The 13,654-nt window shown below is 47.9% G+C and carries 9 protein-coding genes; 6 read left to right on the top strand and 3 right to left on the bottom strand.

All coding sequences use genetic code 11. From position 1 onward, the window contains the following. Positions 1-12: 12 nt before the first annotated feature. Positions 13-696 carry an ABC transporter ATP-binding protein gene (locus tag DWY55_RS15365; RefSeq protein ID WP_008664472.1) on the bottom strand — a complete coding sequence of 228 codons (684 nt, stop codon included), beginning with the start codon at positions 694-696 and terminating at the stop codon, positions 13-15. 25 nt (positions 697-721) lie between these two features. Beyond that, entirely contained in the window at positions 722-3,037 is a 2,316-nt protein-coding gene (locus DWY55_RS15360; RefSeq protein WP_009038362.1) for an ABC transporter permease, read from the bottom strand. A 284-nt stretch (positions 3,038-3,321) separates the two neighbouring features. Here DWY55_RS15360 and DWY55_RS15355 point away from each other — a divergent pair, with 284 nt between their 5' ends. The 6 genes from DWY55_RS15355 to DWY55_RS15330 all read left to right on the top strand — a co-directional run bounded on the left by DWY55_RS15355 (position 3,322) and on the right by DWY55_RS15330 (position 11,147). After that, a complete protein-coding gene (locus tag DWY55_RS15355) occupies positions 3,322-4,128 on the top strand; it encodes a metallophosphoesterase family protein (protein WP_117878586.1) in 807 nt (268 codons plus the stop codon). Continuing rightward, on the top strand, positions 4,103-4,840 hold the full coding sequence (locus DWY55_RS15350; protein ID WP_008664464.1) for a hypothetical protein: 738 nt from the start codon (positions 4,103-4,105) through the stop codon (positions 4,838-4,840). Before DWY55_RS15355 ends, DWY55_RS15350 begins: the two co-directional genes overlap by 26 nt. 310 nt (positions 4,841-5,150) lie before the next feature. Further along, entirely contained in the window at positions 5,151-6,521 is a 1,371-nt protein-coding gene (locus DWY55_RS15345) for a sigma-54-dependent transcriptional regulator (protein ID WP_005827680.1), read from the top strand. Continuing rightward, a complete protein-coding gene (locus tag DWY55_RS15340; RefSeq protein WP_120178135.1) occupies positions 6,511-7,818 on the top strand; it encodes a sensor histidine kinase in 1,308 nt (435 codons plus the stop codon). Before DWY55_RS15345 ends, DWY55_RS15340 begins: the two co-directional genes overlap by 11 nt. Positions 7,819-7,912: 94 nt before the next feature. Then, positions 7,913-9,364, top strand: a complete 1,452-nt coding sequence (locus tag DWY55_RS15335) for a potassium/proton antiporter (RefSeq protein WP_035448593.1) — start codon at positions 7,913-7,915, stop codon at positions 9,362-9,364. A gap of 115 nt (positions 9,365-9,479) precedes the next feature. Then, the gene (locus tag DWY55_RS15330) at positions 9,480-11,147 is read left to right on the top strand and encodes a long-chain fatty acid--CoA ligase (RefSeq protein ID WP_057256487.1); all 1,668 of its coding nucleotides are present in this window, start codon (positions 9,480-9,482) and stop codon (positions 11,145-11,147) included. 343 nt (positions 11,148-11,490) lie between these two features. On the opposite strand, the gene DWY55_RS15325 is transcribed toward DWY55_RS15330, so the two are convergent. After that, positions 11,491-13,644, bottom strand: a complete 2,154-nt coding sequence (locus DWY55_RS15325) for a glycoside hydrolase family 97 protein (RefSeq protein WP_005837230.1) — start codon at positions 13,642-13,644, stop codon at positions 11,491-11,493. Positions 13,645-13,654: the final 10 nt, after the last annotated feature.

Here is a 13,654-nt window from a genome sequence, read left to right as displayed (position 1 = left end):
TTTAAAAGTCCGTTACAAATCCTGCGCTGCCACACTTGCCACCACACTACCGTCGAAAAGATGTATCGTGCGGTGTGCAAACGAGGCGTCGTGCTGGCTGTGGGTCACCATAATAATCGTAGTACCCTCTTTATTCAGCTCTGTCAACAGATTCATCACCTCAGCTCCGTTCTTGGAGTCCAAGTTACCGGTAGGCTCATCGGCGAGTATCAGCTTGGGATTGGTTACGACCGCACGGGCTATCGCCACACGCTGCTGCTGACCGCCGGAAAGCTGTTGCGGGAAGTGTTTGGCACGGTGGCTGATGTTCATCCGCTTCAGAATATCCTCTACCATGCGTTTGCGCTCACTTGCCTTCACGCCGAGGTACGTAAGGGGAAGTTCCACATTCTCGTAGACGTTCAGTTCGTCTATCAGGTTGAAGCTCTGGAACACGAATCCCAGCTTGCCCTTGCGCACACGGGTACGTTCCTTTTCCTTCAAGTCCGCTACTTCCTGACCGAGCAGCTTGTAACTGCCCTCCGTAGGATTGTCCAGCAGCCCGAGGATGTTCAGCAAGGTGGACTTGCCGCAACCTGACGGTCCCATAATGGCTACAAACTCCCCCTCCTTTACATCGAGGCTGACGTGGTTCAATGCTACTGTCTCTACTTCCGAAGTACGGAATACTTTGCTGATGTTGTTAATTTCAATCATGATATTCTATGTATTAATATTATTATCATTCGCTCTTAATGCTGTTTACCGGGTTCTCGTTCGCTATCCGCCAGGACTTCCAAAGTACGCAGGCTACGATAATCACCAAATTGGCCATCACTACCAGTACGTATACTGCCCAACTGACGGGAATACGCTCCGCGAACTGTTCCATCCACATTCCGTTGACATACCATGCCAATACCGTACCGATGACAACTGCCGGAGCTGCCACAACGAGTATATCCCTTGACAACATTTCCAAGATGCCAGAAGCCTCTGCGCCGTTCACTTTGCGGATGGCAATCTCCTTGCTGCGGCGGCGCACCTCATCGGTGGTATACCCAATCAGCCCCATCAGCATGATGAAGAACATGGTCACTGCCGCCATCAAGGTGGCATTGCGGAATACACGGACAGAATTATAACTATTCTCTATTCTTTTCTCATAGCCGGTAAAGTCAATAGTCTGGTCATGGAAAGCCTCGGCTACATCGTGGTTCAGCTTCTGCAGATTTTCGGTAAAGGGTTCTTTCAAACGGACATGTACCGTTCCATAAAAATTCTTGTTTCCCCGGGCTATGAAAGGCATCTTCTCGGTTCTGAAACTCTCTATCTGGAAATCCTTCAACTGCCCTACGACCTTGAATGTATTCCCTTCGGTATATACCGTACGGCCTACGACGTCGTCTCCCCAACGCATCATCTCGGCAAAGGTCTCGTTCACCACGACTTCCTCTTTATCGCGCGCCATACGTCCCGTCTTCATAGTCATGCCCATCAAGGCAGGAAAGTCCTCGCGCATGAAATAAGAAGAGCGGCAAGAGAACAGTGCCTGCCCGCTCTCACTATGAATCATCGAACCGCTATATCCGCTAATGGGTGTGCTGTTGGCACTGGACACCGCTTCCACGTAGGGCAATCCTTTGAAGAACTGATAAGCCGCGTCACGCGTCGCTTCATTATCCCAGTAGGCATTGCCTATGGCTATCTGCTTGGGATTATACCCCATATCCTTTTTCAGTACATACTGATATTGCGACATCACCACACACATCAATCCACTGATGAATGCCACGCCTGCAAACTGGACAAACAGCAACGGACGCTTCCAGCCCTTCTTCCCCTCGGTATAGCGGCGGAACACCTGCGATACGGGAATACGCGCAAAGAGCCGACCCGGCAACACGCCTCCCACTATAAACAGCAGAAGCACTACCGACAACGGTACCCAGATACGCTCCGGAGCCAACAAGGTGGAGAGCTTTACAACGACCGTGTCTTCCACAAAATCGCGGAAGTTGAGCATTATCAACGCCATCAGCAGCAATGCCGCCACAATGATGATACCCGTTTCCAGCAAAAACATGCTGAAAACCGTGCCACCGCTCGCACCGCTGCATTTATGTACGCCTACCGACTTGGCGCGGTAGCTCAAAGAGGAAATGGAAATCAGCACATAGTTCAACGCCGCAATGAAAAGAATGGCAAAACCAAGAATGCTCATGATGACACGCATCCGCTGCACATCATCATAATTGCGGTATGTATCACGGATGGGCTGCACAAAAGCCGTGTAACCGTACTCTTTCTTATCTTCTGCCGGGCGATATTTGTCTATCATGGCATCAATACGCGCATTGACAACAGATTTGTCGGCACCGGGACGGAAACGGATAAACTCTACCCAACTGTCTCCCCCGCTCCACGAGTAGTTATTCCAGTTGCGGCTCCACAAGGTAGGCATCGAGATAACCGCTTCCGGATTGATTGTGGCGTTCTCAGGCAAATTGGCATAGATTCCCTTCACCGTCAGGTCAAACTGATGGTCATAATTAAGCGTTTTCCCTATGGGATTCTCCTCACCGAACACTTTCCTTGCAAAGCGTTCACTCAAGAAAATAATATCCTTCTGCACCAAGTCCTTTTCGGGATTCCCGTTCAGGACGTCGATACCCATGGTACGGAAGAACAGCGAATCGGCTGCAATCTTCCTGTCATCAAGACGCACGCTTCCATTGTAAAGGGGAGCAGATACCATAGACGTGCTCAAACTTACCGCCGACTCCACCTCTTTGGGGAAGTTCTCCAAAATGGCCCCTGCCACGGGACCGCAATTCCACTCCTGAGGCTCAAATTTCTCCCCTTTCACCGAGAATATCGACCATACCTGATACAAGTTATCATAATCCTTGAAGCAAGTGTCAAAACTCTGTTCATATGCCACGCGGGAGAAAAGCAGAATACTCATCGTCAATCCCAATCCCAAAGAAATGACCTTGATGATATTCGAACCGCGTCCCCGCAGTAAAGTCTGAATTACATAATAGATTTGTTTCATTCCGTTTATCGTTTATTAGATATATTTTCTTGCTTTTCATATTGCAGAAAGCGTGCCAAAGAATGCACAAACCTGATTATCAGCACACATCTCATAATTAAAGAAGAAAAAAGTGTCTAATTTTTAGACACTCCCGTCTAAAAATTAGACAGAGGCCGAATCTCTGTTCAGCCTCATAGAACAAAAAAAAAGAAAATTAGAAAAGAATCCATAAGAATGAAAACTTTACCTTTGTACACCGTTTTCTATAGATAGAGTATAAACGTAAAATGAAGCACCTACACATGAAATTCCCCAAACTCTTATATCCTTCATTCCTATGCCTGCTCATGGCCGGCTGCGACATGATAGATTATCACCCTTACGATGTACACATCAGCGGTGAAACCGATGTCAATGCCCACAACATTGCCCAAATAGAGCAGAACTGCCAAAACAAGACAACAATCCGGTTCGTAACAATGGGTGACTCCCAGCGCTGGTATGACGAGACCGACGACTTTGTAAGCCACCTCAACAAGCGGGACGACATAGATTTCGTCATTCATGGCGGAGACGTCAGTGACTTCGGTGTAACAAACGAGTTCCTTTGGCAACGGGACATTATGAACAAACTCAAGATACCCTATGTGGTACTTCTCGGCAACCACGACTGCCTGGGCACGGGCGAAGAGACTTATCGCGTAATATTCGGAGACCCCAATTTCTCCTTCATTGCAGGACGGGTAAAGTTTGTCTGCCTGAATACCAACGCCATCGAATTCGACTACTCACGCCCCATTCCCGACTTTGAATTTCTTGCCGCACAGATAAGCGACCATGAAGAGGAATTCGATAAAACCGTTGTGTCCATGCATATACGCCCGTTCTGCAACGAGTTCAACAATAATGTGGCACACGTATTCCAGCGTTACATCAAAGAATTTCCCGGACTGCAGTTCTGTACATCCGCACACGAACACCATCGCTTCGAGAAAGACCTCTTTGAAGATGGGATAATGTATTACATGAGCGACTGCATGAAGAACCGCAATTACTATATATTCACCATAACCCCCGACGGATATGAACGCGAAGTGGCATATTATTAATCACCTGGCATGCGCCGTCGTCTTCTTGTCGGTATGCTCTTTTTCTGCTTTTTCACAAGAGAGAGATACCATCTTCATCATAGAACACGATACCGTATGGATGGACCTGCAACCGGATGCCGTCATTGAAAGCCAGACCAGAGAGAACCGTTATGACCGCCGCGTACACCGCTACCGCAGGCATTGGGAGGCCTTGATTCCGACGCACACTAAAATTCAGTTTGCCGGCAATATGGGGTTGCTGTCATTCGGTACCGGATGGGATTACGGCAGAAGAAACCAATGGGAAACAGACGTATTCTTCGGAGTATTGCCCAAATATGACTCCAAACGTACCAAGCTGACATTCACCGTCAAGCAGAACTACCTTCCCTGGAGCCTGCAAATAAAACAGAGCCGTTTTTCTGTAGAACCGCTGGCTTGCGGTATGTATCTGAACACGGTATTCGGCGATGAATTCTGGGTCAATGAACCGGAACGCTACCCTAAAGGATATTATGGTTTCTCCTCCAAGGTACGCATCCATGTATTCTTAGGACAGCGCATCACTTACGACATCGACCCGCAACGACGGTTCACGGCCAAGGAAATCACTTTCTTCTATGAAATAAGTACATGTGACCTATATGTAGTCAGCGCTTTCACCAACAAATATCTGAAACCCAAGGATTATCTGAGCTTGTCGTTTGGCATCAAACTGCAACTGCTATAAGTTCTTTTTTCAGTACCGCCATGAACTCTTACTGAAGTTGCTGCCAACTAATTTCTGTTTTACTTAAATCTATTCGTCCCACAATCGTTATATTATCGTCCGACAGTTGTTGAATTATCGTCCGACAACTGTCGGACGATAATTCAACAACTGTCGGACGATTAATTCTTAGTAAGCAAAAATATAAAATAAAGCGGCATAAGGATTTGCTAAATGAGAAGGAGAATCTTAATACTTTGAAAACTGAGAGATTTACCGAATATAATACAGATAAATCATTAACTTTGCCTGCAGAAAACAGAAATAGTTTATGGCAAAAAAAAATGGAAACATCCTGATTGTCGATGATAACCGAGGCGTACTTACCGCCTTGCAGCTTTTGTTAAAGCCATATTTTGAAGGGATAATCACACTTCCCTCTCCCGTAACCCTGCCCAGCGTATTGCGAGAAAGGTCATGGCAAGTGGTTCTTCTTGACATGAACTTCACCTCGGGCATCAATACCGGCAACGAGGGACTATACTGGCTCCATGAAATAAAGAAGCAATGTCCCACCCTGCCCGTAGTGCTGTTTACCGCCTATGCCGACATTGACCTTGCCGTACGGGGAATCAAGGAAGGAGCCACAGACTTCGTCGTGAAACCCTGGAACAACCAGAAACTGGTGGAAACCTTACTGAATGCCGTATCAGCTTCTGAAACAAAATCTCCGGCCAACGGCCCAAATGCCGGACGTACGGCAGAAAGCAGCCACCTGTTTGCAGATACCCGCAACATGTATTGGGGAAACAGCCCCGCCATGCAGCAGCTCCGCCTTTTGGTGGAAAAAGTGGCCTCTACCGATGCCAATATCCTTATTACGGGCGAGAACGGTACCGGTAAAGAGATGCTGGCACGCGAAATTCACTCCCTTTCACCGCGCAACCGGCAGGAGATGGTAAGTGTGGATATGGGTGCAGTCACCGAAAGCCTTTTCGAGAGCGAACTGTTCGGCCACATGAAAGGCTCTTTCACCGATGCCCATGCCGACCGTGCCGGCAAGTTCGAAGCAGCCAGCCGCAGCACCCTCTTTCTCGATGAAATAGGCAATCTCCCCTACCATCTGCAAGCCAAACTGCTGACCGCCATCCAACGACGCAGCATTGTCCGTGTAGGCAGCAACACTCCCATTCCCGTAGACATACGGCTGATTTGCGCTACAAACCGCAATCTGCCCGAGATGGTGGCAAAAGGCGAATTCCGCGAGGACTTGCTGTACCGCATCAACACGATACATCTCGAGATACCTTCGTTGCGCGAGCGGCCCGAAGACATCATCCCCCTTGCAGAGCTTTTCATCGCCCGCTTCTGCAAGCAATATGACAAGCCCCCCGTCCGCCTGACGGACGGCGCTTGCGAGAAACTTACGCTCCACCCCTGGTACGGCAATATCCGCGAACTGGAACATGCCATCGAAAAAGCCATTATCATCTGTGACAACGAAACCCTTCCCGCAGAACTGTTCCAGCTGGCACGGCGAACCGGCACTCCCGAAGCAGCCGCATCCACGCTCGAAGAAATGGAAATGCAGATGATACGGAAGACGCTCGACAAATGCAGCGGAAATCTCTCTGCCGTCGCCGCACAGCTGGGTATCACCCGCCAGACGTTGTACAACAAAATGAAGAAGTATGGCCTTTAATTATTCATTCCGCGTTGCCGTCAGTCTGGCAGTAGCGCTCCTTGCAGGGGTGATGTGGACTGTGGACGTATTTTGGGGCGTGTTCTGCACTGCGCTGCTTTCCATAGCCCTGTACTGGCAGCAGAAGCTATACCGCCATCATGTGCGAAAGGTGCTTTTCATGCTCGACGCCATCGAAAACAACGACAATGCCATCCACTTCTCCGAAACGGAAAACACTGCCGACGCACGCCTCGTGAACCGTGCATTGAACCGGGTTGCCCATATACTTTATAATGTGAAAAGTGAAACAGCCCAGCAAGAAAAGTACTACGAACTCATCCTGGACTGCGTGAATACCGGCATCCTCGTGCTGAACGACAATGGTGCCGTATATCAGAAAAACAGCGAAGCCCTCCGTTTGCTGGGCCTCAATGTCTTTACCCACGTCAGCCAGCTGAACCGCGTAGACCCGCGTCTTTCGTCCCTTCTTGCCAATTGCCGCCCGGGAGACAAACTGCAAATGCCTTTCAACAACGAACGAGGCACTGTAAACATGTCTGTCCGCGTCAGCGACATCACAGTCCGTAAAGAGCATCTGCGCATCCTCGCCTTGAACGACATCAACAACGAGCTGGATGAAAAGGAAATAGATTCCTGGATTAGGCTTACCCGCGTACTGACGCACGAAATAATGAACGCCGTCACTCCCATAACCTCCCTGAGCGATACACTGCTGGAACTGACCGAGGCACAAGCCTCCAAAGAAGAAATCAGAAACGGTCTGCAGACTATCAGCAGTACAGGCAAGGGCCTGCTCTCTTTTGTGGAATCATACCGGAAATTCACCCGTATTCCCACCCCCGAACCATCCTTGTTCTACGTAAAAAGCTTTATCGAGCGGATGGTCGAACTCGCCCGTCACCAGCACCCCGATGTCCGGGTCACCTTTCATACGGACATCGCGCCAAGCGACCTTATTCTATATGCCGATGAAAACCTGGTATCACAAGTGGTCATCAACCTACTGAAAAATGCCATACAAGCCATCGAATCGGATAAAAATACAGATAAAGAAGGACATATCAACATACGTGCCTACTGCAACGAAGCGGAAGCCATACTGATAGAAATTTCCAACAACGGACCTGCCATTCCCAATGACATTGCCGAACACATATTTATCCCCTTCTTTACGACCAAAGAGGGCGGAAGCGGTATTGGATTGAGTATTTCCCGGCAAATAATGAGGCTTTCCGGCGGAAATTTATCCTTATTGCCTGGTAAAGAAACCACCTTTATTTTAAAATTCAATTGAACTATTTTAGATTTGTATTTGTTAAACACATTGCATATCTTTGTACTATTAGACATAAGAAACATCACATTTCAAACTATATAGCATAGAATTTATGATATTTACAGCAGGAAACATACTACTTATAGGTTCCATATTACTTTTCGTCAGCATCATTGTCGGCAAGACCGGCTACCGTTTCGGAGTACCTGCGTTATTGCTTTTCCTTGTCGTCGGTATGCTGTTCGGCAGTGACGGATTGGGATTGCAGTTCCACAACGCCAAGGAAGCACAGTTCATCGGCATGGTTGCACTCAGCATCATTCTGTTCTCCGGTGGCATGGACACCAAGTTTACGGAGATAAAGCCCATATTGACTCCCGGCATTGTTTTGTCAACTGCAGGAGTGCTGCTCACGGCCCTCTTTACCGGATTATTTATCTGGTGGCTGTCCGGCATGAGCTGGACCAACATCCACCTGCCGTTGATAACCTCCCTTTTGCTTGCATCCACCATGTCATCTACCGACTCAGCCTCTGTATTCGCCATTCTGCGTTCACAAAAAATGAACCTGAAGCATAATCTGCGCCCCATGCTGGAACTGGAAAGCGGTAGTAACGACCCGATGGCATATATGCTGACAATCGTGCTGATTCAATTCATCCAGTCCTCCGGAATGGGAGTTCCCCAGATATTGGGCTCTTTTGCCATACAGTTCATTGTCGGTGCCGCAACCGGTTATTTCCTCGGAAAGCTGGCCATCCTTATGCTGAACCGGCTGAATATAGACAACCAGGCACTCTATCCTATCCTGTTGCTGTCCTTTGTATTCTTCACCTTCTCCATCACCGACCTGCTGAAAGGCAACGGTTACCTGGCCGTGTATATCGCCGGAATGATGGTAGGCAATAACAAAATCATGCACCGGAAAGAGATTTATACTTTTATGGACGGACTGACCTGGCTTTTCCAAATCATCATGTTCCTCTGCCTCGGTCTGCTTGTCAACCCCCATGAGATGCTGGAAGTTGCAGTCGTGGCATTGCTCATCGGCGTATTCATGATTGTCGTGGGACGTCCTCTCAGCGTTTTTCTTTGCCTGCTGCCTTTTGGCAAGAGAATCACCCTCAAGTCACGGCTATTCGTATCGTGGGTAGGATTACGTGGCGCAGTACCCATTATCTTTGCCACCTATCCCGTGGTGGCTGACGTGCCCGGCGCCCATGTCATCTTCAACATCGTATTTTTCATAACCATCGTCTCACTGGTCATCCAGGGTACCACAGTCTCCTGGGTAGCCCGGCTGCTTGGCCTCTCCACCCCGCTGGAAAAGACCGGAAATGATTTCGGAGTTGAACTGCCCGAAGAGATTGACTCCAACCTGCACGACATGACCATTACACAAGAAATGCTGGAGCAGGCAGACACCCTGAAAGACATGAACCTGCCCAAAGGCACACTGGTGATGATTGTAAAACGTGGCGATGAGTACCTCATTCCGAACGGAACATTAAAACTTCATGCCGGTGACAAGCTGCTTCTTATTTCGGAAAATAGCAAGGAATAAGAATTACAGATAAGTTTCTATCCGTTTCAGGGCAAGAAAAAAGTGGAAACTATTTGCTTTGCATCACTATAAGACCTATCTTTGCGCAGTTTTAACTAAAGTGTGCAACAGCTGAATGGAACAAGAACAAGGGTTCATCGATTATATAGAACAAAGCATTATTAAAAACTGGGATCGCAACGCCCTGACAGACTACAAAGGAATTACACTGCAATACAAAGATGTAGCACGGAAAATAGCCAAATTCCATATCGTATTGGAAAGCGCCGGCATCAGGCCCGGTGACAAGATTGCCGTTTGCGGACGTAACAGTGCACATTGGGCAGTCGCTTTTCTGGCGACGGTTACCTATGGAGCTGTCATTGTTCCCATTCTGCATGAGTTCAAGGCCGACAATATCCACAACATCGTCAACCATTCCGAAGCCAAGCTGCTGTTTGTCGGCGACCGGGCATGGGAAAACCTCAATGAAGAGGCAATGCCCCTGCTGATGGGTATCGTACTGCTGACGGACTTCACTCCGGTAGTTTGCCGCAACGAGCAGCTGATGGAGGCTTTCGAACATCGCAACGTCCTCTATGGCACACGTTTCCCCAAGAATTTCCGTCCCGAGCATATCAGCTACCGCAAGGAGGAATCACCCGAAGAACTGGCTGTCATAAACTATACTTCGGGCACCACGGGATATTCCAAAGGGGTCATGCTCCCCTATCGCAGCCTTTGGTCCAATGTTGCATATTGCCATGAGATGCTTCCCGTACGTCCGGGCGACCATATTGTATCCATGCTGCCTCTGGGACATGTATTTGGTATGGTGTACGATTTTCTATACGGTTTTTCCGCAGGCGCCCATCTGTATTTCCTTACCCGTATGCCGTCTCCCAAGATTATTGCACAGTCATTCTCCGAAATCAGGCCACGGGTCATTTCGTGTGTACCGCTCATCGTAGAAAAGATTATCAAGAAGGATATCCTGCCCCGGATAGACAATAAAATAGGCAAGCTGCTATTGCGGATGCCCATTGTCAACGATAAAATCAAGGCTGACATGCGCAAAAAGGCAATGGAAGTATTCGGCAGTAATTTCGATGAAATAATCATCGGAGGAGCACCGTTCAATGCCGAAGTGGAACGCTTCCTGAAGCAGATAGGCTTCCCCTATACCATTGCATACGGAATGACGGAATGCGGCCCCATCATTTGTTCCAGCCGCTGGGAAACATTGAAACTGGCCTCTTGTGGCAAGGCAACCACCCGCATGGAAGTAAAGATAGACTCTCCCGACCCTCAGAACGTGGCAGGAGAAATAATCTGTAAAGGTGCCAATCTGATGCTGGGCTATTACAAAAATGCCGAAGCGACTTCCCAAATCATCGATGTAAACGGCTGGCTGCACACCGGCGACCTTGCAACGATGGATACCGAAGGATATGTCACTGTCCGCGGACGCAGCAAAAACATGTTGCTCACAGCCAGTGGTCAGAACATCTACCCCGAGGAGATTGAAAGCAAACTGAACAACATGCCCTATGTGTCCGAATCACTGATCGTATTGCAGAAAGACAAGCTCGTGGCTCTTATCTATCCGGATTTTGACGATGCATTCGCCCATGGTATGGAACAATCGGACATCGAAAAGGTTATGGAGGACAATCGGAATGAATTGAATCTGCAATTACCGGCCTACTGCCAGATAACAAAAGTCAAGATACACTTCGAGGAGTTCGAGAAAACGGCAAAGAAGAGCATTAAAAGATTTATGTATCAGGAAGTAAAAGGGTAAGGGGAATGTGTCAAAACCTTCTTTAACGCTTTATTTTAGGCGCGGATGACGCAGATTTCACGGATTTAGTTTATTGAATCCGCATTATTCCGCGTAATCCGCGCCTAATATTATAACATTATAAAAGTCTTCATGTGCTTTTGACACATTCGCATCCTTTTTGTTAACAAAAATAGAAGCAAAGGAATAAACGGCTAATAAGTGTTATAAAACATACTTTTTTAGTTGGATAATTTGCAGATTTATCAAAAGTCCGTATCTTTGCAATGTGTTTTTCATAGTATTAGATTTAAGGTTAACAAAGGTTGGAGTACAGCGGTACTCCTTTTTTTATGCCCGTAAATCAGATATTCCCGGAAAGCCTCTTCAGTCCCTTCAATACAGATTTATCTTTCACCTCCATGATGCTGATGGCATAGCCACCACCGGAAGCAGCTTTCAGTTTCAAGACCGTTTTGGGAGAAACGATACCTTTACGGATAACATAAGCTTGCGGATTTGTTTTATAATCGGCATCTTTTGCATCGGCATAGACGGTTGCAATATACTGCTTGTCTGCATCCAGGAAGTCCAGTTTCAGAGTTGAAGCATGTCCGTGCTCACTGCTGGTACAACCGATAAACCAGTCATTCGTACCTTTTGCCTTACGGGCAACAGTGATGTAACGTCCCGGCTCAGCTTCCAGATAGCGGCTGTCGTCCCAATCCACAGCCACATCTTTGATGAACTGGAAAGCATCCATGAAACGCTCATAATTCTCAGGAAGGTCGGCAGCCATTTGTAGAGGGCTGTACATAGTGACATAAAGTGCCAGCTGACGCGTCAAGGTAGTATTGGCATGCGTATGGCTGTTCGGATTCAACTTATTGATGTCCATTTCAAAGATACCGGGCGTATAGTCCATCGGACCACCCTGCAAACGGGTAAACGGAAGTACCGTTGTGTGGAAGGGCTTGTTACCAGCAAAAGCCTCGTACTCCGTGCCTCGGGCAGATTCATTGCCTATCAGATTGGGATAGGTACGGCATAAACCAGTCGGACGTACCGCTTCATGGGCATTGACCATTATCTTGTGTTTGGCAGCTTCGGTCACGGCGTATAGGTAATGGTTGTTCATCCATTGTCCATAGTGATGCTCGCCACGGGGAATCATATTGCCTACGTAGCCACTCTTTACCGAATTATATCCATATTTATTCATCAGACGGTAGGCAGCTTCCATGTGCCGCTCATAGTTACGGACGGAAGCCGATGTTTCATGGTGCATCATCAGACGGACACCCTTGGAATGAGCATATTCATTCAGATACTTGATGTCAAAATCGGGATAAGGAGTCACGAAATCGAAAACATAATCCTTGGAATTACCGAACCAGTCTTCCCAACCCGTATTCCAACCCTCCACCAATACCTGGTCAAAACCGTGTTCGGCAGCAAAGTCTATGTACTTCTTCACATTAGCCGTGTTGGCCGGATGAATGCCGTTCGGTTTCACCTTGGAATAGTCCGTATCATCCAGTTTCACAGAAGGGAGGTCAAAAGTATATGCCCAGGGCTTTCCCCCTGCAATCATTTCCCACCATACGCCGACATATTTCACCGGCTTAATCCAGGAGGTATCATCATACTTACAAGGCTCATTCAGATTGAGAATCAAATTGGAGGCCAGTATCTCGCGGGCATCATCACTGACTATGACCGTACGCCAGGGAGTATGGCAGGGAGACTGCATATACCCTTTATTTCCTTGAGCATCCGGAGTCAGCCAGGATTCAAAAACGAGGTTCTTGTCATCCAGGTTGAGATGCATGCAAGAGTAGTCCACCAAGGCTGCCTCGTGCAGGTTAAGGTACACTCCATCAGCTGTTTTAAGCTGTATGGAAGTCTGGACACCTGTCGGCGAAAAGACAGTTTGTGACGCATTGTCACTCACAGCTCCCTGCAGCAGTCCACGGATTTCAGAGAGTTTGGACTCCGTATAATCATATTCCTGGGTATCATAATCTCCCGGAATCCACCAGGCAGTATGGTCGCCGGTCATGGCAAATCGGGAATGCTCTTCCTTTATCACAAAATAAACCAGATTCTTCTGTTGCGGAAACTCATAACGGAATCCCACGCCGTCATCATATACCCGAAAACGGATATTCATAAAACGAGTGGTAGACGGTTGTTCAAGTTCTACCAGCAATTCGTTGTAGTGGTTGCGGATATCTTTTGTCTCCCCCCACACCGGTTGCCAGGTTTCATCGAAAGTGGAAGTAGAAGTCCTTACTACTTTGAAACCATCCATCAGGCTGGTAGCTCCTTTCAGTTCCAATCCCAACGTACTGGGATTGATGACAGGAGCCCCTTTATAATCCACCTGATAGGCTGGTCTCCCGTCTTTTGTCAGTTCAAAATCCAGCTTCACCATGCCCGAAGGGGATGAAATGCCTTCAGCATTCCCCGCCAGGGCAGAAAAAAGCAAAGCCGCGCTAAGTACAAATTTCTTCATAATAATGATA

This window comes from Bacteroides sp. AF25-38AC, from assembly GCF_003602995.1.
GTDB lineage: Bacteria > Bacteroidota > Bacteroidia > Bacteroidales > Bacteroidaceae > Bacteroides > Bacteroides uniformis.
This window is presented reverse-complemented; position numbering and strand designations above follow the sequence as displayed.